Origin of the sequence: Nonomuraea sp. NPDC046570 (genome assembly GCF_040645915.1) — a bacterium.
Lineage (GTDB): Bacteria > Actinomycetota > Actinomycetes > Streptosporangiales > Streptosporangiaceae > Nonomuraea.
Map to the genome: position 1 here is coordinate 144,130 of NZ_JBEYZF010000015.1, position 23,651 is coordinate 167,780.

Below are 23,651 nucleotides of genomic sequence, written 5' to 3' on the forward strand. Positions count from 1 at the left end.
CTCTCCTCCTTGAGGATGACGCGCAGAACCGTCCCCTGGTCGTAGGCCTTTAGGGAATCTTTGCATCGGGCCAGACGTTGGCGGGATAAGAACGCAGCTGCGGGAACGAGGTGCCAGGGGATGGCAAGGCCTACGGGGAATCGCACGCAGGAGCAGCAGGTCGCGGACCGCGACCTCCTGGGGACATATCTGGCCGAGATCGGCAGGGTCCCGCTGCTCACCGCGGAGGAGGAGGTCGAGCTCGCCAAGCGCATCGAGGCGGGCCTGTTCGCCGAGCAACTGCTCGACAGCGGGCTGAGCGAGCCGAGGTTGGGGGACGCCGCGGACGAGGAGCTGGAGCGGCTGGCGGTTTCGGGGCGACGGGCGAAGGACGAGTTCATCCAGGCGAACCTGCGCCTGGTGGTGGCGGTGGCGCGCAAGTACTCGGGGCGGGGCATGCCGCTGATCGACCTGGTCCAGGAGGGGAACCTGGGCCTGGTGCGGGCGGTGGAGAAGTTCGACTACCAGCGGGGTTACAAGTTTTCGACCTATGCGACGTGGTGGATCAGGCAGTCGGTCGGGCGGGCGATCCACGAGCAGGCCAGGCCGGTGCGGCTGCCGACGCACGCGGGGGAGCAGATGACCCGGCTGATGCGGGTCCGGCGCGACATGCTGGCCGAGTTCGACACCGAGCCGACGGATCTGGATCTGGCCCAGGTGCTCGACCTGCCGATCGAGCGGGTGCGCGAGCTGCGCCGCTGGGCCTCCGACCCGGTGTCGCTGCAGCTCGGCGTGGGTGACGAGGACGAGACCGAGCTGGGCGACATGATCGCCGACGACACCTGGGCCGACCCGGAGCAGCAGGCGATCGACATCCTGGAGCGCGAGCGGCTCGACCAGTGGCTGACCGACCTGGAGGGCGACACCAGCGAGATGCTGCGCTGGCGCTACGGTCTGGTCGACGGCCGCGAGCACACGCTGACCGAGGTGGGCGAGCGCTACGGCATCGGGCGGGACCGGGCGCGGCGCATCGAGCGGGACGCGCTGGCCAGGCTGCGCAAGATGGCGACCGCCGCCGCCTGATCGTTCTTTCCTGAGCAGTCGCCTCGGCGGCTGCTCAGGCCTCTGGCGCGGGGGTGACCTGGAAGAGGGCCGCGCGCCACTCGCCGTCGCGGCGGACCAGGGCGGTGGTGGCGAACATCCGCATGGTCTGCTTGTCGGTGCCGTTGACCAGGACGTCGATCTCGACCGTCACGGTGTGCACCGCGCTGTCCGGCGTCAGCATGATCACCCGGTGGTCCGACTGGTCGGTGCGGGTGTAGGGGTTCCGGTTCTCGGCGAAGCCCCGCAGGATCTGCTCGCGGTCGGTGACCACGCCCCACGGTGACACGCTGACCGGGTCCTCGGTGAGGAAGCGGTCGTAGAAGGCGGCGTCGCCGTTCCGGTTGGCCTCCCAGGCCTTCTCGCTCAGTTCGATGATCTCGTCCATGGGCTCGTCCCTCCGACACCGGTTTAAGTGGTGTCACGGTACATTGGGGTGGTGGACGACGCAAGCGGGGTGCTGCTGACGGGGCGGGACGGGCAGGCGTTCCGCTTCGACGCGGGCACCCTGTGCCTGGAGTTCCTGCTCAGCGGGGCCGTACCGGAGTGGGAGCAGCTCCACTCGCCGCAGGACCTGGCCGACTGGATTCCCCTGACCCGGCTCGGCGTGACCGGCCGGATCACGGTGACCGAGACCGAGCTGACCTCGGCCAAGCGCCTCCGCGCGGCCATCCAGCAGCTCGCCGAATCGGGCGCCACCGCAGACCTGGCGGCGCTGAACGAGATGGCGTCCGCGCCGCCGCCCGCGCCGGTGATCGGGGCGGACCGCAAGCGGGGATGGGCCTATCCCGTGACCGGCGCCCAGTTCCTGTCCGCCGTGGCCAGGGACGCGATCGAGCTGTTCTCCGGGCCGCGGGCCGGGCGGGTGCGGATGTGCGCCGGAGAGCGTTGCGCCCTGCTCTTCCTGGACACCTCCCGGCCGGGGGCCAGGCGGTGGTGCTCGATGGACCGGTGCGGCAACCGGCAGAAACTCCGCACCCGTCGCGACCGTACGAACAGGGCGTGAGCGATCCGCGCCGTCCGGGTCAATTGCGAGGATCTTGCCGGTGGCGGTGGCGCTGATGGCCGGCCACGCACTATGACCTGGCGTGAGCAGTCCGAAACGTCGGCGAAACACCGTCGGCGTGAGATTCACCCACGCGAAACATCCCCGCTCAGACGCTGAAACCGCTGACGCGCACGCTGATGCACACGTCAGTTGCGCAGCCGGTCGACGGTGCCCTGGAGGCGCTCTGCGACACGGACAACGGCCACACGCCAATCTGAAGGAGGGTCGCGTCGTGATCGACAGCGGCACTACCGCCTGGATGCTCGTCTGCACCGCTCTGGTGCTGCTGATGACTCCCGGCCTAGCGTTCTTCTACGGAGGCATGACCAGGGCCAAGAGCGTCCTGAACATGATGATGATGTCGTTCGTCAGCATCATCGTGGTGACCATCGCCTGGGTCCTGTACGGCTACTCGCTGGCCTTCGACGCCTCGGGCTCCGACGCGCTCAACAAGGTCGTCGGCGGCCTGGACGCCATCGGCCTGAGCGGCGTCTTCAACACCGTCTACGAGGGCCTCATCATCGAGGGCGGCACGGTGACCGCCGAGGCCGCGGCGGCCGACAACTTCCCGCTGATGGTCTTCTCCGCCTTCCAGCTCACCTTCGCCGTCATCACCGTCGCGCTGATCAGCGGCGCGATCGCGGACCGCGCCAAGTTCGGCGCCTGGGTGCTGTTCTCCGCGGTCTGGGTGACCGTGGTGTACTTCCCGGTCGCGCACTGGGTGTGGGGCGGCGGCTGGCTGGGCCAGCTCGGCATCGAGGACTTCGCCGGCGGCACGGTCGTGCACATCAACGCCGGAGCCGCCGCGCTGGCCCTCGCGCTGGTGCTCGGCAAGCGGGTCGGCTGGCGCAAGGAGCCGATGCGCCCGCACAACCTGACCCTGGTCCTGCTCGGCACCGGGCTGCTGTGGTTCGGCTGGTTCGGCTTCAACGCCGGGTCGGAGCTGGCCCCCGACCAGACCGCGGGCCTGGCCTTCATGAACACCCAGATCGCCACCGCGGTCGCCGCCGGCGCCTGGCTGGTGGTGGAGAAGCTGCGCGACGGCCACGCCACCACGCTGGGCGTCGCCTCGGGCGCGGTCGCCGGCCTGGTCGCCATCACCCCCGCCTGCGGCTTCGTCGACCCCTGGGCGGCGGTCGTGATCGGCCTGCTGGCCGGCGTCGCCTGCGCCTACGCGGTCGGCCTGAAGTACCGCCTGGGCTTCGACGACTCGCTCGACGTCGTCGGCGTGCACCTGGTGGGCGGCGTGATCGGCGCGGTCGCGCTGGGCTTCTTCGCCGCCTACCCGTTCCTTCCCGGGCAGAACAAGGGCATCCTGATCGAGGGCGGGCAGCTCAGCCAGCTCGGCCTGCAGGTGCTCGGCCCGGTCGCCGTCGGGCTGTACTCCTTCGGGCTGTCGTGGATCATCGCCAAGGTGATCGACAAGACGATGGGCTTCCGGGTGGAGAGCGACCGGGAGGTGGCCGGCATCGACATCACCACGCACGCCGAGACCGGCTACGACCTGGGCAGCGTGCACGCCTCCGGCGTGGCCTCGCCCAACGGCCCCGTCACCCCGGCCTCCAAGAAGGTGGACGCATGAGACTCATCACCGCGGTCATCAAGCCCTTCAAGCTCGATGACGTGAAGGCCGCCCTGGAGCAGTTCGGGGTCAAGGGCATGACGGTCAGCGAGGCCAGCGGCTACGGCCGCCAGCGCGGCCACACCGAGGTGTACCGCGGCGCCGAGTACCAGGTGGACCTGGTGCCCAAGGTGCGCCTGGAGGTGCTGACCGAGGAGGACGACGCCGAGGACGTCATCGACGTGATCGTCAAGGCCGCGCAGACCGGGAAGATCGGCGACGGCAAGGTCTGGTCGGTCCCCGTGGACGCCGTGATCCGGGTGCGCACCGGAGAGCGCGGCCCCGAGGCCCTGTGAGGTGAGGGGCGAGGCTCGTTCGTTCTCCGCGGCCCGCAAGGAGCGGGCCGCGGAGTCCGACCGCTGGCTGAAGGACCTGTTCCGGACCGCGACCGCCGGCGCCCCGGGGGCGGCATTGGTCGCGGTCGGCAGCCTCGGCCGGGGCGAACTCGCCCCCGGCAGCGACCTCGACCTGGTCCTGCTGCACGACGGCGGCCAGGACGTCGCGGGGATCGCCGAGCGCGTCTGGTACCCCGTCTGGGACTCGGGCGTCGGCCTCGACCACGCGGTCCGTACCGTCGAGGAGGCCGTGCAGGTCGCCCGCGACGACCTGAAGGCCGTGCTCAGCCTCATCCAGGCCAGGCACGTCGCCGGGGACCCCGAACTGACCAGGGCGGTCAGGGAGGCCGTGCTCGCCGAGTGGCGGGCCGACTCCAGGCGGCGGCTGGCCGAGCTGCGCGAGGCGGCCGACCAGCGCGCCGAGACCGCCGGCGAACTGGCGTTCCTGCTCGAACCCGACCTGAAGGACGGCCGCGGCGGCCTGCGCGACGTGCAGGCCATGCAGGCGGTCGCCGCCGCCTGGGTGGCCTCCGCCCCCGGCCCCCGCGTGCGCGAGGCCTACGAGCTCATCCTCGACGTCCGGCACGCCCTGCACGTGGTCACCGCCCGCGGCGCCGACCGCCTGGTCCTGCAGGAGCAGGAGGCGGTGGCCGCGGCCCTCGGCCTGCTGGACGCCGACGCGCTGATGCGCCGCCTGACCGAGGCCGCCCGCACGGTCTCGCACTCCTTCGACGCCACCTGGCGCACCGTCGACCGCCTGCTGTACGGTCCCGCGCCGCGCGGGCGCAGGCCACTCGCCGACGGGGTGGTCGAGCACGGCGGCGAGGTGGTGCTGGCCCGGGGGGTCAGCCCGCGCAAGGACCCGGTGCTGGTGCTCAGGGCCGCCGCCGCCGCGGCCGAGGCGGGGCTGCCGCTCGCGCCCGCCACGGTCTCCATGCTGGCCGCGCAGTCGCCGCCGATGCCGGTGCCGTGGCCGGAGGAGGCCAGGGGCGCGCTGGTCGCCCTGCTGGGCGCGGGGCGGGCAGCCGTACCCGTGTGGGAGGAGCTGGACCAGGCGGGGATCCTGGTCAGGCTGCTGCCCGACTGGGAACGGGTGCGGCACCGCCCGCAGCGCAACCCGATCCACCGCTTCACCGTCGACCGGCACCTCATCGAGACCGCCGCCGGCGCCGCCGCGCACACCCGTGAGGTCTCCCGGCCCGACCTGCTGCTGATCGGCGCGCTGCTGCACGACATCGGCAAGGGCTGGCCCGGCGACCATTCGGCGAGCGGCGAGGTGGTCGTCCGCGACATCGGCGCCCGCCTCGGCCTGCCGCCCGCCGACGTGGAGATCCTGGCGACCCTGGTCCGCCACCACCTGCTGCTGCCGGAGACCGCGACCCGCAGGGACCTCGACGATCCCGTCACCATCGAGAAGGTGGCCGGCGCGGTCGGCTCGCGCGAGGTGCTCGACCTGCTGGCCGCCCTCGCGGTGGCCGACGGCAACGCCACCGGCCCGGCCGCGTGGAACGCCTGGAAGGCGTCCCTGGTCGCCGACCTGGTGCGCCGGGTGCGCTCGGTCCTGTCGGGCTCGCCCACCCCCGGCGCGCCCAGCCTGTCGGCGGCCCAGGCGGCGCTGGCCAGGCACGGCGGCGGCGCCGTCCGGGTGGTCGGCACCGGCGTGACCGTGGTCGCGCCCGACCGTCCCGGCCTGCTGTGGCGGGCGGCGGGGGTGCTGGCCGCGCACCGCATGGTGGTCAGGGCGGCCTCCGCCGCCTCGGCCGGCGGGACCGCCGTGATCGAGTTCTCCGTCGTCCCCGAGTACGGCACGCCCCCCGACCCCGCCACCCTGGAGGCCGATCTCCGCCTGGTCCTGGCCGGCCGCCTGGACATCGAGCAGCGCCTGGCCCGCCGTACCCGTTCGGTCAGGCCCGCGCGGGTGCCCGTCGCCCCGCCGAAGGTGACGCTCGTCGAGGACGCCTCGGCGACGGCGACCGTCGTGGAGGTGAGAGCTCATGATCGCCCGGGGCTTCTGTGGCGAATTGGACGAGCATTCGGTGAATGTGGGCTTGACGTGAGGGCCGCCCGCGTGGAGACTCTCGGCGCGGAGGCGGTTGACGTCTTCTATGTGCTTGATCGCATTGGACGCCCCCTCAGCGACGATGTGCAGCGGGCCCAAGTTCGCGATCACGTGCTCGCTGCGTTGCGATAACCAACAACGCACAGTCTGCGGTCACATTTGTAACGATTGTGCCCGTTTTGCCTGGTAGCGCGTGTCCTGCGGATAGCTTGTGCTCGAATTGCGGGTCAACTCCGGTGCCCAATGTGAAACCGGATGCTTGAGGGGTAACGACAGCGGTGACGACGGGGAATTCCGAAGGCGGACGGGCCGCCAGGCGGGACCGCGGAAAGCGGTCACTGCCACCACTGGGACTGCGCAACTGGCGCGTGCGGTCCCGCCTCACGGTGTTGATCCTGGTGCCCACGATCGCCGGGGTCGTGCTCGCGGGCGCCCGCGTGGTCGGCTCCGTCGAGAGCGTCGGCAACTACGACCGCACGATCACCGCCGCTGAGCAGGCCGGACGGCTGCGCGACCTGATCCAGGGTCTCGCTGTGGAGCGCGACACCACCGGCTGGTACTACGCCGCGAAGAAGGCCAAGTCGCTGAAGAAGCCCTGGCAGGAGAGCCGGAGCACCGTGGACGGCCTGCTCAAGCCCGTCCAGGCGGACCTCGCCGCCATGGACGACTCCTACGGCCCGCGCGTCAAAGAGGCCGCCAGGCTCGCCGCGAACCAGCTCAAGTCGCTGGGACCGATCCGGGGGTCGGTCCGCATCGAGTCGTACAAGAGCGTGATCGACATCCTCACCCGCCTGCACGAGGAGATCAGCCTCCTCGACGACGACCCCAAGATCATGGGTGAGTTCCGCGGGCTGAGCGCGCTCACCAGGGCCAAGGAGGAGATCTCCAACCAGCGGATCATCCTGCTGCAGGCCTACTACCAGCGCGACATGGACACCCTGACGGTCCGCGACTTCATCGCCTCCGGCGCGCAGCAGAAGGACGAGCTGGAGTCCTTCCGCGCCGACGCCGGGCTGGACAACGCGCTCCAGCTCGACATCCTGCTCAAGACCGCGCGGCCCGTCGCCGCCGAGCTGGCCAAGAGCCGCGCCATCGTGATCGCCCCGAACCGGGGCGCGACCTTCCGCCTCGGCCTGCTGGCCAAGCCCGCCGAGTGGTTCGACGACAACACCCAGACCATCGAGGCGATGCGCAAGGTCGAGCAGAAGGTCGCCGCCGACGTCCTGCTGCGCGCCAAGGCCCTGCGGCAGGGCGAGCTCACCGCGGCGATCATCGCCAGCGCCTCGATCCTCGCGCTGCTGATCCTGGTCCTGCTGCTCACCGTGATCATCGCCCGCTCGATGGTCTCCCCGCTGCGCAGGCTGCGCAGCGAGGCCCTGGAGATCGCCGGGTTCCGGCTGCCGGACGTGGTGCGCAGGCTGCGCCTGTCCGGCGACTCCGCGCTGCCCGACGTACAGCCGATCGCGGTCGAGGGCAAGGACGAGATCGGGGAAGTGGCGCAGGCCTTCGACGAGGTGCACCGCCAGGCCGTACGGCTGGCCGCCGAGGAGGCCGAGCTGCGCGGCAACATCAGCTCGATGTTCGTCAACCTCTCGCGCCGCACCCAGACGCTGGTGGAGCGGCAGATCTCGCTGATCGACGGCCTGGAGAAGGGCGAGGAGGACGGCGCCCGGCTGTCCGATCTGTTCAAGCTCGACCACCTGGCCACCCGCATGCGGCGCAACTCCGAGAACCTCCTGGTCCTGGCCGGCCACGAGCCCACCAGGCGGCGCAGCCAGCCGGCCAAGCTGGTCGACGTGGTGCGCGCCTCGCTGTCGGAGGTCGAGGACTACGAACGCGTCCAGGTCAAGGTGCACCGCGCCACCTCCGTGGTCGGCAGCGCCGCCAACGACCTGGTCCACCTGGTCGCCGAGCTGGTCGAGAACGCCATCCAGTTCTCCCCGAAGAACAGCCAGGTCCTCGTCTCCAGCAGCGTCATCGAGGGCGGCGGCGCGCTGCTGTCGGTGAGCGACGCCGGCATCAGCATGACCGAGGACGAACTGGCCGAGGCCAACCGCCGCCTGGCCGAGCCGCCCGTCGTGGACGTGTCGGTCTCCCGGCGGATGGGTCTGTTCGTGGTCGGCCGCCTGGCCCTGCGGCACGGCATCCGCGTCCAGCTCAGGCGGGGCGAGGGCACCGGCCTGATCGCCATGGTCCTGCTGCCGCCCACGCTCATCCCCAGCGCCGCCCAGCCGTCGGCGCCCACGCCGCGGCCCGCCTTCGGCGGCGGCCAGGCCCCCGCCCCGTCCTTCGGCGCCCCCACGCAGAACGGCGCCTTCAGCCGGCCACCCGGCTACGAGTCCTTCGACACCAGCGGCTTCGGCACCGACGCGGGCCCGGTCAGGCACGGGCTCGGCGCCTTCACCTCCGACACCGGCGGCGGCCCCGGCGGTCCTGGCGGGCCTCCCGGGCAGGGCTCCTACCCGTCCTTCCCGAGCAACCCCTCCTATCCGAGCAACCCCTCCTACCCGAGCGTGGAAAGCCTGCCGCGGCGCGAGCCCAGGCAGACCACGGGCTCGTTCCCGACATCCCCGCCGCCGATGGGCGCGCCACCGCTCGGCCCCGGCGCGTTCGACACCGCCGAGCGTCGCAGGCCGGAGCCTTCCCAGTTCGACACCGGTGAGCGGCGCAGGCCGGAACCCTCGCAGGAGTTCTCCCCCTGGAAGCAGCCGATGGTCGAGGAGGCCGCCACGGCCTCGATGCCCGCGGTCGGCGCGAACCCGCTGGAGCCCGAGCAGGAGGAGTTCCTGCCGATCTTCGCCTCGGTGGAGTCCGCCTGGTTCCGCAAGCCGGTGGACGCCGACGACCCGCTGGGCGCCCACGAGGCTCCCCCCAGGACGCCCGAACAGCCGGTCAAGGCACCCGAGGTGAAGTACCACATGCCGGAGGAGCCACGCCGGGATGAGACGCGCGAGGCGCAGGCCGTACCCTCGGGGGAGGATGCGTGGCGGACCCCCGCGGACGCGGGATGGCAGGCGGCGGCGGCCGCGAGCGATCCCAGTCTCGGTGGCATCACCGCCGCCGGCCTGCCCAAGCGAACCCCCAAGGCCAACCTGGTTCCCGGTACGGCGAGCCAGGCGGCCCAGCCGCTCAGCCCGATGCCGCCGGTCTCGGCGGACCGGGTGCGCAGCCGGATGGCCAGCTTCCAGCAGGGCGTCCGGCGGGGCCGCGCGGAAGTACGTGATGAGTCCTCCCCGACGGGGATGGATAAGGAGGAGGAGCGTCCGTGACGACCTTGAGCCATGAGGCGCATAGGTTCGACTGGTTGATCACCGATTTCGTCAGGAACACTCCTGGCGTCGCCCATGCCGTCGTCGTCTCCGCCGACGGGCTCTGCCTCGCCAGCTCCGAGGGGTTCCCCCAGGACCGGGCCGACCAGCTCGCCGCCGTCTCGGCCGGCCTGCTGAGCCTGACCGTGGGGGCCTCGCGGGTGTTCGAGGGCGGCCCGGTGACGCAGACGGTCGTCGAGATGCAGCGTGGACTGCTCCTGGTGATGGCGATCAGTGACGGTTCGGTGCTGACCGTGCTGGCCTCACCGGACTGCGACATGGGCCTGGTGGCCTACCAGATGACATTGCTCGTCGATCGGGCGGGGCAGGTGCTCACGCCGGCTCTCCGCGCCGAACTCCAGGCTGCCAGGACGCGGTGATGACGCTGATGGGACAGCGCCGTGTACGGCGGTGACGGAACCGGGGACGACGAGCCCCTGTTCCGTCCATACGCGGTCACCGGTGGACGATCGGAACCGCGTTACCATCTGGCCATGGAGACCTTGATCTCCTCGATGTCGATCCCGGACGACGAGATGGCCCTGCTCACCCCCGAGCAGGACGCCATCATGACGCTGTGCAGGTCGTTCAGGTCGGTCGCGGAGATCTCGGCGCTGCTGCGGGTCCCGCTCGGCGTGGCCCGCGTCCTGGTCGCGGACATGGCCGACGAGGGAATCGTCCGCCTGCACCAGCCGCGACTCAGCCAGGGACAGCCAGACATCAACATGCTCGAAAGGGTACTCAGTGGACTTCGCAGGCTCTAGCGGCGGCGGGCTCACCTCGACGAAGATCGTCGTCGCGGGAGGCTTCGGCGTCGGTAAGACGACGTTCGTGGGTGCGGTGTCCGAGATCCTCCCGCTGACAACGGAAGCGGTCATGACCGATGCCTCCGCGGGCATCGACGACCTCGCGCTGACCCCGACCAAGCAGACGACGACGGTGGCCATGGACTTCGGCCGCCTGTCGCTCGATCGCGACCTGATCCTGTACCTGTTCGGCACGCCCGGACAGCACCGGTTCTGGTTCATGTGGGACGACCTGGTCCGCGGCGCGATCGGCGCCGTGGTCCTGCTCGACACCCGCCGCCTGGCCGACAGCTTCCCGGCGATCGACTACTTCGAGGAGGCCAAGCTGCCGTTCGTGGTGGGCGTCAACGGGTGGGAGGGGCAGTTCCCGCACTCGGAGGAGGAGGTGCGCGAGGCGCTGGCGCTGGCCCCGCACGTCCCGATCGTGCGCACGGACGCCCGCTCCCGCGACTCGGTCAAGTCGACGCTGATCTCCCTGGTGGAGCACGTCGTCCGGGTCAGGGCGGCGTACGGCACGCCCGCCTGACCGGCTGATCTACTCCCGCCGGGCGGTGTCACCGCCCGGCGGGTTCTTGTTGTCCACGAAGTGCTCGATGCCGTCCAGAACGCGCCGCAGGCCGAACTCGAAGGCGTGCTCGCCGCTGTAGGCCGCGTTGTGCTCATCGCCCGCCGCCTGCCCGACCCGTGACGCGACCGGGAAGCGGGTGCTGTCGGCGATCCTGCTGAGGAAGGGCGCGTGCGCCGCCCACCACTGGACGTCCGTCATGCCGGTCTGCTGTTCGGCTTCGGACGCCTCCACCGCGCCCCTGGCCGTGCCGTGCACGAAGCCGGTGATGAGGGTGAGGACGGAGTCCATCTCCACGTCGGTCAGGCCGATGCCGTCGATGGCGCTCAGCTCGTACTCGTACTTGGCGGTCACATTGGGGCCCAGCACCGGGCGGCTGACGGCGACCTGCAGGAGCCAGGGGTGGCGCAGGTAGAGGGCCCAGTTCTCTCTGGCGATGAGCTCCAGGCGGGCGCGCCAGCCGCCGGGCACGTGCTCCGGCCGGGCGGTCTCGCCGTACACCGTGTCGAGCATGACGTCGAGCAGTTCCGCCTTGCCCGGGATGTAGGTGTAGAGCGACATGGTGCCGACCCCGAGGCGTTCGGCGACGCGGCGCATGGACAGCGCGGCCAGCCCCTCGGCGTCGGCGACGTCGATCGCCGCGCGCACGATGCGGTCCACGCCCAGGTCGGGCTTGCCCTTGCGGCTCGGGCGCTCACTGGTGCGCCACAGCAGCGCGAGGCTGCGCGCGGGGTCGCCCCTGCCGGTGTACTCGGTCGCCATAGTACGGCCAAGCGTACCGTACGTCGTACGGACCACTTGTCGTATGCTGTACGGTACAGCGTACGGAACAGAGGAGGCGTTGTGGTCATCGCGGAAGACCTGCGCAAGGCGTACGGCGGGAAGGCGGCCCTGGACGGGTTCGCCCTCCAGGTGAGCAGGGGCACGGTACACGGGCTGCTCGGGCCCAACGGAGCGGGCAAGACCACGGCCGTCAGGATCCTGACCACGCTGCTGCGCCCCGACTCGGGCACGGCACGGGTCGCCGGATTCGACGTCACCACCCACCCCCGCCAGGTACGGCGGAGCATCGGCCTGGTCGGCCAGAACCCCGCCGTCGACGAGATCCTCAGCGGCCGGGCCAACCTGGAGCTGTTCGGCCGCCTCTACCACCTGGACGCGGCGGCGGCCCGCGCCAGGGCGGGTGAGCTGCTGGACAGGTTCGGCCTGCGGGAGGCGGGAGGCAAGCCGGTCAAGGACTACTCGGGAGGCATGCGGCGCAGGCTCGACCTGGCCGCCAGCATGATCCTCTCGCCACCCGTGCTGTTCCTCGACGAGCCCACCACCGGGCTCGACCCGCGCGGCAGGAACGAGGTCTGGACGGCGGTCCGCGAACTGGTCGCCGACGGCGCGACCGTGCTGCTGACCACGCAGTACCTGGAGGAGGCCGACCTGCTCGCCGACCGGATCTCGGTGATCGACACCGGGCGGGTGGTCGCCGAGGGCACCCCCGGCGAGCTCAAGTCGGCGATCGGCGGCGACCGGCTCGATGTGGTCGTCCGCGATGCCGCCGACCTGGCGGACGCGGTGGCCGCCGTCGGCCGTGCCACGGGCGCGGAGCCCCAGGCCGATCCCGACACCCTGCGGGTCAGCGCCCTGGTCACCGACCGGGTCGAGGCCCTGACCCGCGCGCTGGCCGCCCTCGCCGAGGCGGGGATCACGGTCGAGGACGTCGCCCTGCGCGGGCCCACACTGGACGAGGCGTTCCTGCGCCTCACCGACCGCCGGGAGGTGGCGGCTTGAGCACGATGACGATCGCGCCCGAGAGCGCGGCGAGCAGGCTGGGCTGGGCGCTGGCCGACGGCTGGACCGTGGCCCGCAGGGACCTGGCGCACTGGGTGGCCCAGCCCGCCACGGTGGTGTTCTCCCTGGTCTTCCCCATCGTGATCACCCTGGCCTTCGGCTACCTGTTCGGCGGGGCGGTGGCCGTCCCCGAAGGGGCCGGATACTTCGCCTTCCTGATGCCGGGCATGTACGGCATGACGATGCTCTTCGGCCTCGGAGCCACGATGCTGGCCGTCACCACGGACCTGTCCAGGGGCGTCACCGACCGGTTCAGATCCATGCCGATGGCGCCGTCGGCGGTGCTGATCGGCCGCGGCGTCGCCGACCTGCTCAACTCCGTCGTCCTGCTGGCGGCGATGCTGGCCTGCGGCCTGGCCGTGGGCTGGCGGCCGGAGAGCGGCCCGGCCGGGGTGCTGGGCGGGGTGGGGCTGCTGTTGCTGCTCCGCCTCGCCCTGCTGTGGACCGGGATCTTCCTCGGGCTGCTGTTCAAGGACCCGGGCGCGATGGTGGTCGTCCAGGCGCTGGAGTTCCCGATCGGCTTCCTGTCCAACGCGTTCGTGGCGCCCGGGACGATGCCCGGCTGGCTCGGCGCGATCTCCGAGTGGAACCCGCTCTCGTCCACGGTCGCCGCGGTCAGGGAGCTGTTCGGCAACCCCGGCTGGGGCGGGGAGTCCTGGGTCGCCCAGCACGCACCGCTCATGGCGGTGGCGTGGCCGCTCACGCTGCTGGCGATCTTCTTCCCGCTGTCAGTCCGCCTCTGGCGCCGCCTCGACCGGTGACCTCGTGGGCGCGCCGCTCCGTGAGCCCACGGGCGCGCTCGGCCGGTCGCCCGAGTCTCCGCCCACGAGCGGCCGGTTGATGGTCAGGCGACGGTCAGATGCTGGTCGTTCACCTCGATGGACACGTCCAGCCTGCCCCCCAGGGCCTCGGCGTAGGCGGTGAGCGTCGACACCTTGATGGTGGGCAGCGTCGCCGTCTCGATCGCGGACACCCGCTTCTGGCTGACCCCCATACGTTCGGCGATCACCTGTTGCGTCAGCCCCATGCGCTTGCGGATCTCTCCCAGTCGGAGCCCCGCGACGCGCCGGGAGGCCTGCTGCCGGATCTCATCCATCTCACCGGGCGCGTCGAAGATCTCGGCCAGGGCGCTGTCGTCATACCTCATTCGTCCTCCTTGTCGATCAGCCACTGCTGGTACCGCTCCCGCGCCGTTATGATCAACCCGTCGTAGAACTTCCTGCTGTCGGTGTTGCGCTTGTCACCGTGGGACAGGAGAAGCACGATGGTGCCGCGGTGGGCGACGAAGGCGATGCGTATTGTGCCGGAGACACGCAACTCCTTCAGTCCGATGGACTTGGCGGTATCACCCGCAAGGCTGTCGACCAGGGGTCGGTGAAACGCTGGGGTGATGGTCATGAGCACATCGATCGCACCGGCTACCTCTCGCGCCAGCCTCGGGTTCTCCTTGCGTAGGGTGCGCAACCAGTCTCGCACCGGCTCAACGATTTCGAGCTTCCACATCTCGGCAGGCTACTTGATCGTTACTATCTATTTATTCTATTCAGAATAGAAGCATGGTGCGAAGTGGGTGTCGGTCAGGTGTGCCGGTAGAAGTCCACCGGGTCGGCGGGTAGTGGGGTGGCGCCGAGGATCAGGTCGGCGGCCTTCTCGGCCAGCATCATGACGGGGGCGTAGATGTTGCCGTTGGTGATGTACGGCATGGCCGAGGCGTCCACCACGCGTAGCCCGTCGAGGCCGTGCACCCGCATGGTCGCCGGGTCGACCACCGACATCCGGTCCACGCCCATCCGGCAGGTGCACGAGGGGTGCAGGGCGGTCTCGGCGTCGCGCCGTACCCAGTCGAGGATCTCCTCGTCGGTCCGCACCGCGGGGCCGGGGGAGAGCTCCCCGCCGTCCAGGCCGGACCAGGCCGGCTGGGCGAGGATGTCGCGGGCGTGCCTGATCGCCTCGATCCACTCGCGCCGGTCCTGGTCGGTGGACAGGTAGTTGAAGCGCAGCGCCGGTTTCTCGCGCGGGTCGGCGGACCTGAGCTTCACCGAGCCGCGCGCGTCGGAGTACATCGGCCCGATGTGCACCTGGTAGCCGTGCCCGCCCGCCGGGGCCGAGCCGTCGTAGCGCACCGCGATCGGCAGGAAGTGGAACATCAGGTTGGGGTAGGCGACCTCGTCGTTGGACCGGATGAAGCCGCCCGCCTCGAAGTGGTTGGTGGCGCCGGGCCCGCTGCGGCGGAACAGCCAGTTCGCGCCGATGAGAGGGCGGCGCCACAGGGCCAGCGACGGCTGCTGGGAGACCGGCCGGAGGCAGGCGTGCTGCACGTAGACCTCCAGGTGGTCCTGGAGGTTCTCGCCGACGCCGGGCAGGTCGTGGACCACCTCGATGCCGAGCGCCGCCAGTTCGGCGGGGTCGCCCACGCCGGAGAGCTGTAGGAGCTGCGGGGAGTTGATCGCGCCGCCGCACAGGATGATCTCCCGGCCGTGCACCGGTCCGCCGTCGCAGAGCACGCCGACCGCCCGGGTGCCCTCGAAGAGCACCTTCCGGACGAACGCCCTGGTGCGCACGGTGAGGTTGCGGCGGTGCCGTACCGGGTGGAGGTAGGCGCGGGCGGCGCTCAGGCGGCGGCCGCGGTGCAGGGTGCGGTCGAAGGCGGCGAAGCCCTCCTGGCGGTAGCCGTTCACGTCGTCGGTCAGCGGGTGCCCGGCCTGCCGCACGGCCTCGAAGAACGCCTCGAACAGCGGCCCCTGCGACGGCCCCCGCTCCAGCTTCAGCGGCCCGTCTCCGCCGCGGAACTCCGTCGAGGGGTCGGCGAGGCAGTTCTCCATCCGCCTGAAGTACGGCAGGCAGTGCGCGTAGTCCCAGGATTCCATGCCGGGATCGGCCGCCCAGCGCTCGTAGTCGAGCGGGTTGCCGCGCTGGAAGATCATGCCGTTGATGCTGCTCGACCCGCCGAGTACCTTGCCCCGGGCGTGGTAGACGCGCCGCCCGTCCAGGTGCGGCTCGGGCTCGGACTCGTACTTCCAGTCGTAGAAGCGGCTGCCGATGGGGAACATCAGCGCGGCGGGCATGTGGATGAACACGTCCCACCGGTAGTCGGGCCGGCCGGCTTCCAGCACCAGAACCGTCGTCGAGGGGTCGGCGCTGAGGCGGTTGGCCAGGGCGCAGCCCGCCGAGCCGCCGCCGACGATGACGTAGTCGTAGATCACTTGGGGAGCCGGTCCTTCCATACGATCGGGGTGACGAACACCTGATCGGTATTTCCAGATTTATTGGTTTTGAAGAGACTGCGGAGATTCCCTCGGGATACTTCTCAGCGAGGGATGAGTCGGTCACAGGATTCGGTCTTGGCCAATTCCCATGCCTCCACCGCCTAGTTCGTGTTCCAGGAGATTGTTGGTTCTCGTCACCACTCCACGACCCCCAGGAAGCCGCGGCCGGTCAGGTCATTTCGGGATCCACGCCTGCCATTTGGCGCTGTTGGCCTCGATCCACTTCTCGGCCGCCTCCTCGCCCGTCATGCCGTTGTTGGTCATGTCGTCCGCGACGGCGTTCTGGTCCTCGTTCGTCCAGGTGAAGTTCTTGACCAGCTCGTACGCCTTGCCGCCGGTGTCGGCGAACCGCTTGCTGACGATCTTGTCGAGATCCATCTCGGGGTAGTCGCAGGCGACCTTCTTGGGGTCGTCCTGGCAGCCCTCGGTGTAGGGGGGCAGGCTCACCCGGGCCAGGTCGGTCTCGCTGAACAGCCAGTGCGGGTCCCAGAAGTAGAACAGCAGCGGCTTCCGCTGCGCCTGGGCCTGCTGGGCGCCCTTGATCAGGGCCGCCTCGCTGCCGCCGACGACGACCTTGAGGTCCAGCTTGAGGTTCTTGATGAGCGCGTCCTCGTTGCTGACGTAGGACGGGTCGCCGAACAGCAACTGGCCCTTGTCACCCGACTCGGAGGTCTTGAACAGGTGGGCGTACTTGTTGAGGTTCCGGTAGTCGGTGATGCCGGGGTACTTCTCGACCATCCACTTGGGGATGTACCACCCGATGACGCCCTTGTTGCCGGTCGAACCGGCTTCGAGGGCGACCTTCTTCTCCTCGATGAACTTCTTCTTCAGGTCGGGGTGGTCCCAGTTCTCGATGATGACGTCGACGTCACCGGTCTCGAAGCCCTCCCAGGCGAGCTGCTCCTTGATCTCCGGCAGCTCGACGGTGTACCCCAGCTCGTTCTTCAGCAGGTAGGCCACCACGTTCGCGCTCGCCTCGTACCCCACCCACGGGTTGATCGCGATCTTGACGGTCCCGGCGGCGGACGCGCTCGGGTTCCCCTGCGGGGCGGCGGAGCCGGCCGGCTCCTCCACCTTGGCGCCGCTGCACCCGGCCGCCAGGCCGAGCGCGAGAACACCGGCCAGCAGGCGGACCCTACTTCCGATCTTCATGTCGTTCATCCTCTTACTCGGGGGGAAGGGCGCCTCTCGGCGCCCTGGCTGATCCGGTCGAGCATGATCCCCAGCAGCACGGTCGCGATCCCCGCGGCGAAACCCATGCCGAAGTCGGTGCGCTGGGAGAAGCCGGACACCACGTCGTAGCCGAGCCCGCCCGCCCCGACCAGGCCCCCGACCACCACCATGGCCAGCGTCATGACGATGCCCTGGTTGGCCGCCAGCAGGACGGCTCGCCTGGCCATGGGCAGCTGCACCTTCCACAGCAGCTGGCGAGGGGTCGACCCAGCCGATGTCGCGGCCTCCACCACCGTGGGCGCCACCGCCCGGATGCCGTCCTCGACCAGCCGGACCACCGGCGGCACCGCGTAGATCACCGAGGCGAAGACGGCGGTGAAACGGGTGGCTCCGAACAGGGCGAGCGCGGGCAGCAGGTAGACGAAGGCGGGCATGGTCTGGGCGGCGTCCAGCAGCGGGCGCTGCACGGCGGAGTAGCGCGGCCGGCGGGCCGCGGTCACGCCCAGCAGCAGCCCGATGACGAGGGTGAGCAGGACGGCGGCGGCGACCGTGGTGAGCGTCTCCATGCTGTGCTGCCAGAGGCCGAGCAGGGCCAGCGCCAGCAGGCAGGCCAGCGCGGTGAGCGCCGGGCGGAGCCCGCTCGACCACCAGGCCAGGGCCGGCAGCGCCCCGGCGACCAGCCACCACGGGGCCGACGTGAGCAACTCCTGCACCGGGTTGAGCAGCACCTCGGTGGACAGGTTCCGCAGACCTTCGGTGAAGCCGTACCAGTGCAGCTCGGCCCAGGCCACCGCCTGGTTGACCGGCGCGGCGACGCGCAGGGCCCACGCCGAGGGGAAGTCGGCGGGCAGGACCGCGGTGAGCGCCAGGCCGGTGGCGGCGAGGGCCGCCGCGGCGGCGAGCCCGGCGCGGCCCGGCGAGCCGCCGGGCGGTCGCCTGGCCGCCGCCGTGGTCATCCGGTCCAGCACGACGGCCATGACCACGATGGCCAGCCCGGCGGGCAGCATGAGGCCGACGTTGGCGCGGGACAGGCCGCGGATGATGTCCGAGCCGAGTCCCGGCGCGGAGATCAGCGCCGCGATGACCACCATGGACAGCGCCATCATGATGGTCTGGTTGACCGCCAGCGCCATCGTGGACCGGGCCAGCGGCAGGTGTACCTTGCGCAGCGTCTGCCAGCGGGTCGCGCCGAGCGAGCGGGAGGCCTCGACGGCCGTGGGGGAGACCTGCTCGATGGCCAGGGCGGTGATGCGGATCGCGGGCGGGATCGAGTAGATCATCGTGGCGACCGTCCCGGCGGCGGCGCCGATCTGGAAGAACAGCACCATCGGCGCCAGGTAGGCGAACGTCGGCATGATCTGCATGACGTCCAGGACCGGGGTGACGGCCTTGCGCAGCCGGGGGGAGCGGCCCGCCCACACGCCCAGCGGCAGCCCGACGAGCAGCGAGAGCAGGACCGCCGAGGCCACCAGCGCGAGCGTGTCCACGGCGGCCGGCCACAGGCCGAGCACCCCGAACGAGCCGAACCCGGCGACCGCGATCAGCGCGATCCGCCATCCGCCGGCCAGCCAGCCGAGGCCGCCGGCCACACCGATCAGCCCCGGCCAGCCCAGCGCGTGCAGCCCCGCCTGGAGCACGCCGTAGAGCGCGCCGATGAACAGCCGGATGTAGTTGACGACATACAGGAACAGCGGGTTGTCGTTGCGGTGGTCGTCGATCCACTCGCGTAACTCGGTGATCGCGACGAACTGCCGGGCGTCGTCGTCGTGCGGAAGCGTCCCCGAGCCCTTGAAGACCAGGTACCCGGCGGTGAACAGCACCGCGACGCTCACCGGCGCCGTCCAGCGCGGCAGCCGTACCCCGGCCGGAACGGGCGAGGCGACCGGCGGCGCGCTCACGCCCGCGCCCCCTCACCCGGTACGGCACGCGCCATCGCGCTGAGCACGTCCACCCGGTCCACCACGCCCACCAGCTCCTCCCCGTCCATCACCCGGATCGGCCTGGCCGACGCGGTGGTGGCGGGCACGGCGTCCCTGATGACGGTGCCGGCGGGCAGCGCGGGACCGTCGAGCGGCTCGCCCGGCTCCGGCGCGCGGCAGATCCAGCGCAGCGACAGCACATGACCGCGCGGCACGTCGCGCACGAAGTCGGCCACGTAGTCGTCGGCGGGAGCGCCCACCAGCTCCTCCGGCGTGCCGAGCTGCACGATCGAGCCCGCCCGCATGATCGCGATGCGCTCGCCCAGCTTGAGCGCCTCCGACAGGTCGTGGGTGATGAAGACCATCGTCTTGCCCACCTCCCGATGCAGCCGGATCACCTCGGCCTGCATGTCCCGGCGGATCAGCGGGTCCAGCGCGCTGAACGGCTCGTCGAACAGCAGCACCTCGGGGTCGACGGCCAGCGCGCGGGCCAGGCCGACCCGCTGCTGCATGCCGCCGGAGAGCTGGTCGGGGTAGTGCCCGGCGTGCCCGTCGAGGCCGACGAGGGAGAGGATCTCGCGCGCCCTGGCGTGCCGGTCGGCCCGGGAGCGGCCCTGGATCTCCAGGCCGTAGGCGACGTTGTCGATGACGCGGCGGTGCGGCAGCAGGCCGAAGTGCTGGAAGACCATGCTCACCCGGTGCCGGCGCAGCTCGCGCAGGCGGGCGGGGGAGGCGGCACCGACGTCCTCGCCGCCGAGCACGATCCGGCCGGCGGTCGGTTCGATGAGCCGGGTGAGGCAGCGGACCAGGGTGGACTTCCCGCTGCCGGACAGGCCCATGACCACGAACACCTCGCCGGGGCGCACCTCGAAGGAGACGTCCCTGACGGCGGCGGTGCAGCCGGTCTTCTCACGCAGCGCGGCCTGGTCCAGATGTCTGTCCGGCCCGGCCAGGACCCGGTCGGGCCGGGGACCGAAGATCTTCCACAGTCCGTCGACCTCAATGGCGGAACTGACCTGCTCGGCTGCCACTTCGCCTCCAAAGCTTGCGGCCTCGCAGCCTGGCGCGGTCCGGAGTTGTCGAGGTTAGGCGCGGTCCGGCTCAACATATGGCGAAATGTCGGCAAATCACAATGTCGTGACCGTCGTGAGTCCGACTCGCCTCTCGGGCGTTACGGCCCTCTCTCCGGTGCTGGAACGAGCCAACATCATAAGCAGATACTTACTGAGTTTTCATCGACTTTCGCCGGAACCAGCAGGGGCTCCAGCTTCTCGGCGCTTGCGTCGCGCGAGACCCCTTATGTCGCGTTATGTTCGTTTGGCCGTTCTGGTAATGATGTGTTCCAATGTCCCGCACTTGCTGGAATATCCCCAGGAGTCCCACGCGGCGAGAGGTTGAGTTCGGTGCGTACAGGCAGGGCCGCCACGCGGGGGCGACGCACGGTCGAACGGCGGCATGCCACCGCCCGCGCCTTCGCGCGGGGAGTCATGGAGGGCCGCGCCGAGATCGACAACGAGGAGGACCGTTGAAGGAAATGAGCCAGGCGGCACGTGACATCAACTGGCTGGTCAGTGGCTTCGTCCAGGAGGTGCCGGGCGTCGCGCACGCCGTGGTGGTCTCCGCGGACGGTCTGCCGATGGCGTTCTCCCGCGGCTTCCCCAAGGACCGGGCCGACCAACTCGCCGCCGTGGCGGCGGGACTGGTGAGCCTGGTGCAGGGCGCCGCCCGCGTCTTCGACGGCGGGGGCGTCATCCAGACCGTGGTCGAGATGGAGTTCGGCCTGATGCTGGTGGTGTCGATCAGTGATGGTTCGTGCCTGGCGGTGCTGGCCGCCCCCGACTGCGACATGGGCCTGGTGGCCTACCAGATGACGATCCTGGTGGAGCGGGCGGGGCAGGTGCTGACGCCGGCCGTGCGCGCCGAGCTGTCGTCGGTGCGCCGCTGGTGACGGGGCCGGGCCTGCCCGACAGGAACCTCCCGGAAGGGGTGCTCAGTGGACTACGCGGGCTCTAACGGGCTGACCTCGACGAAGATCGTCGTGGCGGGTGGATTCGGCGTGGGCAAGACGACGTTCGTCGGCTCGGTGTCGGAGATCCTCCCGCTGACCACCGAGGCGGTGATGACCGACGCCTCCAAGGACATCGACGATCTCGGCATGACGCCGCTGAAGACGACGACGACGGTGGCCATGGACTTCGGCCGCGTCTCGCTGGATCGCGACCTGATCCTGTACCTGTTCGGCACGCCGGGGCAGCACCGGTTCTGGTTCATGTGGGACGACCTGGTCCGGGGCGCGATCGGCGCCGTCGTGCTGGTCGACACCCGGCGCCTGGCCGACAGCTTCCCGGCGATCGACTACTTCGAGGAGGCCCGCCTGCCGTTCGTGGTCGGGGTCAACGGTTGGGAGGGCGGCTTCCCGCACCTGGAGAGCCAGGTACGGGACGCGCTCTCGGTGCCGCCGCACGTCCCGATCGTCCGTACCGACGCGCGGGCCAGGGACGCGGTGAAGAACACGCTGATCGTCCTGGTGGAGCACGCGCTGACGGTCCGCTCCGCCTACGGCACCCCCTACTGAGCCAGCCACCAGTGGGCGGCGACCAGTTCGGCCACCAGCGTCTCGGTGAGCAGGGCGACGTCGGGGTCGTCGTCGTGCGCGTACCGGACGGCCGCCCGCTCGCCCTCGACGTGGCCGCCGACGGTCAGCACGGCCGAGCCGCGCTGCCGTACCCAGTCCATGGCCTGCTCGTCGTAGGCCGAGCCCGGGTACAGGATCGCCCGGTAGTCGAGGGTCTTGGTGAGGTAGACGTCCACGTGTGACCAGTCGCCGCTCTCGCAGGCGTCGGCCGGGCGGCGCGGGCCCTCGCGGAATATCAGCGCCGACTGCTCGGCCGACGACAGCCGCTCGGCGGGCGCGATCGTGTACACGCCGTTCGGGCCGTCGAGCAGGTCCAAAGCGGTGGGCAGCCACTCCTCGCGGCGGGCCAGCAGGTCGGCGGTGGCCTCGGCGGCGTGCCGTACCAGGGCGGCGACGTCACGGCCCGAGCCGGTCAGGCGCGCCTCCAGCGCGAGCAGCAGGGCGAGCGTGTGCTGGAAGGTACGGCACGACACCCCGCCCCGCTCCTCGCCCGCCAGCATCGGCACCACCAGCCCGGCCCCCTCGGTGATCGCCGAGCCGGGCGCGTTGGTCAGCGCCGCGACGAACGAGCGGCCCCCGGCGTAGCGGGCGGCGGCGTCGAGGGTCTCGCGGCTGCCGCCGGTCGCCGAGATCGGCACGAGGAGCGTCTCGGGCCCGGCGGGGAAGGACGCGGCGGCCGAGCCGTACTCGGCATAGGCGTCGATTCCGGCCGCGCGCAGGCGGAGCGCGGCCACGCCCGCGGCGTACCTGGAGCTGCCCATGCCGAGGAACAGCACCCGCCTGATGCCCGCGGGCAACTCCGCGAACGGGTCGGCCGTGTCGAGGGACTCGGCCAGGGCGGCCAGGGCGGCGGGCTTGGCCTCCAGATCGGCCAGGTACAGCTCGGGGTTCACGGGGTCTCCTCAGGATCGGGGTACCAGGTGCGCAGCACGCCCATCGGGGCGTAGCGCCAGCGGGGCAGGTGGCGGGCGGCGTAGATGAGCTCCCGGCACTCCTGCTCCACCTCGAAGGGGCGGATCAGGGCGGCGTCCAGCAGCTCGGGCCGGCCGCGCTCGGACAGGCGGGTGGTGTAGGCGGCCAGCATCGCCGCGCGGCTCTCCCGGGCCCAGCGCGCGGCGTCGGCGGGCGCGGTCCCCCGGCGCTTCACCGCGACCTGGGCGACGTGCTCCAGGCTCGTGGTGAGCTGGGCGACGTCCCTGGCGGCCGGCTGGTACGGCGCCGCCTCCGCGATGGTCGGGTTGCCGTCGAAGTCGATCACCGCGTAGCCGTCGCGCCACTGGAGGATCTGCCCCACATGCAGGTCACCGTGGATCCGGATCAGCTCGGACTCGACGGGCCCGGCCAGCGGGGCGAGTTCGGCGCGCATCGCGTCCTCGCGCGAGGCCAGCCACGCGCCGTCCGCCCCTCCGGTGAGCGCCATCGCCTCGGCGAGAGCCCGCTCGGCCCTGGTGGCCGCCGCCGTCGTGTCGAGCCCCTCGGCGGGGTGGGCCTCCGGTGCCGGGTCCGGGAAGGTGGCGAGGGCGAGGTGGAGGTCGGCGGCCAGGCGGCCGAGGTCGGCGGCGAAGGCGGTCCGGCCCGCCTCGGCCTCGTCGACGCACCACTCCCACCCGTCCCGCGCACCGGGCAGGAACCCGGTCACCAGCGCGACCAGCAGCTCCTCCGCCCCCTCCCACCTGGTGATCGCCGCGTACGGCGGAGCCGTGTCGGCGAACCCCACCTCGGTCAGATGCGCGAACGCGGCGGGCGTCGGATGCGGCATCGGCACGGGCGGCGTCAGCCACTTCACCACCACCCGCTCGCCCACCACGATCGACCGGTTGGTCTGATCCACGGTGAACCCGCGCTCACCCGCACCGACCTGCGGAAGCGGGTGGTACCGGCGCACGGCGAAGGGCGGCGGCACCTCGCCGGACAGCGCTTGGAGGAGGGCGGTGGTAAGGCCGTCTTCCGGATGCGGCACTGTTGATCCCGAAACGCGATCAGGGCCGTCGGAT

24 protein-coding genes are annotated in these 23,651 nt (G+C 71.1%); 14 read left to right on the forward strand and 10 right to left on the reverse strand.

Going from position 1 to position 23,651, the window contains the following annotated elements:
* The first annotated feature begins 120 nt into the window (after positions 1–120).
* A complete protein-coding gene (locus ABZ911_RS24005) occupies positions 121–1,062 on the forward strand; it encodes a sigma-70 family RNA polymerase sigma factor (RefSeq protein WP_358059779.1) in 942 nt (313 codons plus the stop codon).
* Positions 1,063–1,096: 34 nt separating this feature from the next.
* Here the strand turns inward: ABZ911_RS24005 and ABZ911_RS24010 are convergent, their stop codons facing one another.
* Positions 1,097–1,468: a nuclear transport factor 2 family protein gene (locus tag ABZ911_RS24010; RefSeq protein ID WP_358059782.1), complete on the reverse strand. Its 372-nt coding sequence runs from the start codon at positions 1,466–1,468 to the stop codon at positions 1,097–1,099.
* A gap of 51 nt (positions 1,469–1,519) precedes the next feature.
* Between ABZ911_RS24010 and ABZ911_RS24015 the strand changes: the two genes are divergently transcribed.
* From ABZ911_RS24015 to ABZ911_RS24050, 8 genes are all read left to right on the forward strand, one after another.
* The gene (locus ABZ911_RS24015) at positions 1,520–2,086 is read left to right on the forward strand and encodes an ABATE domain-containing protein (protein WP_358059785.1); all 567 of its coding nucleotides are present in this window, start codon (positions 1,520–1,522) and stop codon (positions 2,084–2,086) included.
* Between the two features lie 301 nt (positions 2,087–2,387).
* Positions 2,388–3,710 carry an ammonium transporter gene (locus ABZ911_RS24020; RefSeq protein ID WP_358059874.1) on the forward strand — a complete coding sequence of 441 codons (1,323 nt, stop codon included), beginning with the start codon at positions 2,388–2,390 and terminating at the stop codon, positions 3,708–3,710.
* Complete coding sequence (locus tag ABZ911_RS24025) at positions 3,707–4,045, forward strand: P-II family nitrogen regulator (RefSeq protein ID WP_358059788.1); 339 nt, start codon at positions 3,707–3,709, stop codon at positions 4,043–4,045. The genes ABZ911_RS24020 and ABZ911_RS24025 overlap by 4 nt, the downstream gene beginning before the upstream one ends.
* A 1-nt stretch (position 4,046) precedes the next feature.
* Positions 4,047–6,275 (forward strand): [protein-PII] uridylyltransferase, encoded by a 2,229-nt coding sequence (locus tag ABZ911_RS24030; RefSeq protein WP_358059791.1) that lies wholly within the window; start codon positions 4,047–4,049, stop codon positions 6,273–6,275.
* 236 nt (positions 6,276–6,511) lie between these two features.
* A complete protein-coding gene (locus tag ABZ911_RS24035; protein ID WP_358059794.1) occupies positions 6,512–9,412 on the forward strand; it encodes a nitrate- and nitrite sensing domain-containing protein in 2,901 nt (966 codons plus the stop codon).
* On the forward strand, positions 9,409–9,831 hold the full coding sequence (locus ABZ911_RS24040; protein ID WP_358059797.1) for a roadblock/LC7 domain-containing protein: 423 nt from the start codon (positions 9,409–9,411) through the stop codon (positions 9,829–9,831). The genes ABZ911_RS24035 and ABZ911_RS24040 overlap by 4 nt, the downstream gene beginning before the upstream one ends.
* Before the next feature lie 21 nt (positions 9,832–9,852).
* On the forward strand, positions 9,853–10,215 hold the full coding sequence (locus tag ABZ911_RS24045) for a DUF742 domain-containing protein (RefSeq protein ID WP_358059800.1): 363 nt from the start codon (positions 9,853–9,855) through the stop codon (positions 10,213–10,215).
* Positions 10,196–10,783 (forward strand): ATP/GTP-binding protein, encoded by a 588-nt coding sequence (locus ABZ911_RS24050; protein ID WP_358059803.1) that lies wholly within the window; start codon positions 10,196–10,198, stop codon positions 10,781–10,783. The genes ABZ911_RS24045 and ABZ911_RS24050 overlap by 20 nt, the downstream gene beginning before the upstream one ends.
* Positions 10,784–10,792: 9 nt before the next feature.
* Here the strand turns inward: ABZ911_RS24050 and ABZ911_RS24055 are convergent, their stop codons facing one another.
* On the reverse strand, positions 10,793–11,584 hold the full coding sequence (locus tag ABZ911_RS24055; protein ID WP_358059807.1) for a TetR/AcrR family transcriptional regulator: 792 nt from the start codon (positions 11,582–11,584) through the stop codon (positions 10,793–10,795).
* A gap of 81 nt (positions 11,585–11,665) precedes the next feature.
* Between ABZ911_RS24055 and ABZ911_RS24060 the strand changes: the two genes are divergently transcribed.
* Both ABZ911_RS24060 and ABZ911_RS24065 read left to right on the forward strand, forming a co-directional pair.
* Positions 11,666–12,604, forward strand: a complete 939-nt coding sequence (locus ABZ911_RS24060; RefSeq protein ID WP_358059810.1) for an ATP-binding cassette domain-containing protein — start codon at positions 11,666–11,668, stop codon at positions 12,602–12,604.
* A gap of 5 nt (positions 12,605–12,609) precedes the next feature.
* Entirely contained in the window at positions 12,610–13,425 is an 816-nt protein-coding gene (locus ABZ911_RS24065; protein ID WP_358059877.1) for an ABC transporter permease, read from the forward strand.
* An 83-nt stretch (positions 13,426–13,508) separates the two neighbouring features.
* On the opposite strand, the gene ABZ911_RS24070 is transcribed toward ABZ911_RS24065, so the two are convergent.
* The 6 genes from ABZ911_RS24070 to ABZ911_RS24095 form a co-directional block, all read right to left on the reverse strand.
* Entirely contained in the window at positions 13,509–13,811 is a 303-nt protein-coding gene (locus ABZ911_RS24070) for a helix-turn-helix transcriptional regulator (RefSeq protein ID WP_358059813.1), read from the reverse strand.
* Positions 13,808–14,167, reverse strand: a complete 360-nt coding sequence (locus tag ABZ911_RS24075; protein WP_358059816.1) for a type II toxin-antitoxin system RelE/ParE family toxin — start codon at positions 14,165–14,167, stop codon at positions 13,808–13,810. The genes ABZ911_RS24070 and ABZ911_RS24075 overlap by 4 nt, the downstream gene beginning before the upstream one ends.
* A gap of 74 nt (positions 14,168–14,241) precedes the next feature.
* On the reverse strand, positions 14,242–15,888 hold the full coding sequence (gene betA / locus ABZ911_RS24080) for a choline dehydrogenase (RefSeq protein ID WP_358059819.1): 1,647 nt from the start codon (positions 15,886–15,888) through the stop codon (positions 14,242–14,244).
* Positions 15,889–16,104: 216 nt separating this feature from the next.
* Positions 16,105–17,082, reverse strand: coding sequence for an ABC transporter substrate-binding protein (locus ABZ911_RS24085; protein ID WP_358059822.1), 978 nt, complete (start codon positions 17,080–17,082; stop codon positions 16,105–16,107).
* A 5-nt stretch (positions 17,083–17,087) separates the two neighbouring features.
* Positions 17,088–19,001, reverse strand: a complete 1,914-nt coding sequence (locus ABZ911_RS24090) for an ABC transporter permease subunit (protein ID WP_358059825.1) — start codon at positions 18,999–19,001, stop codon at positions 17,088–17,090.
* Positions 18,998–20,053, reverse strand: coding sequence for a glycine betaine/L-proline ABC transporter ATP-binding protein (locus tag ABZ911_RS24095; RefSeq protein ID WP_358059828.1), 1,056 nt, complete (start codon positions 20,051–20,053; stop codon positions 18,998–19,000). Before ABZ911_RS24095 ends, ABZ911_RS24090 begins: the two co-directional genes overlap by 4 nt.
* Before the next feature lie 372 nt (positions 20,054–20,425).
* Here ABZ911_RS24095 and ABZ911_RS24100 point away from each other — a divergent pair, with 372 nt between their 5' ends.
* The 3 genes from ABZ911_RS24100 to ABZ911_RS24110 are packed head-to-tail and all read left to right on the forward strand — an operon-like array spanning position 20,426 to position 21,597.
* Positions 20,426–20,551, forward strand: a complete 126-nt coding sequence (locus tag ABZ911_RS24100) for a hypothetical protein (RefSeq protein WP_358059831.1) — start codon at positions 20,426–20,428, stop codon at positions 20,549–20,551.
* Positions 20,548–20,970 carry a roadblock/LC7 domain-containing protein gene (locus ABZ911_RS24105; RefSeq protein ID WP_358059834.1) on the forward strand — a complete coding sequence of 141 codons (423 nt, stop codon included), beginning with the start codon at positions 20,548–20,550 and terminating at the stop codon, positions 20,968–20,970. Before ABZ911_RS24100 ends, ABZ911_RS24105 begins: the two co-directional genes overlap by 4 nt.
* Positions 20,971–21,015: 45 nt before the next feature.
* On the forward strand, positions 21,016–21,597 hold the full coding sequence (locus tag ABZ911_RS24110; RefSeq protein WP_358059837.1) for an ATP/GTP-binding protein: 582 nt from the start codon (positions 21,016–21,018) through the stop codon (positions 21,595–21,597).
* On the opposite strand, the gene ABZ911_RS24115 is transcribed toward ABZ911_RS24110, so the two are convergent.
* Together ABZ911_RS24115 and ABZ911_RS24120 are read right to left on the reverse strand one after the other, a co-directional pair.
* A complete protein-coding gene (locus ABZ911_RS24115; RefSeq protein WP_358059840.1) occupies positions 21,591–22,550 on the reverse strand; it encodes an SIS domain-containing protein in 960 nt (319 codons plus the stop codon). The genes ABZ911_RS24110 and ABZ911_RS24115 overlap by 7 nt on opposite strands.
* Positions 22,547–23,617, reverse strand: coding sequence for a hypothetical protein (locus tag ABZ911_RS24120; protein ID WP_358059843.1), 1,071 nt, complete (start codon positions 23,615–23,617; stop codon positions 22,547–22,549). Before ABZ911_RS24120 ends, ABZ911_RS24115 begins: the two co-directional genes overlap by 4 nt.
* Positions 23,618–23,651: the final 34 nt, after the last annotated feature.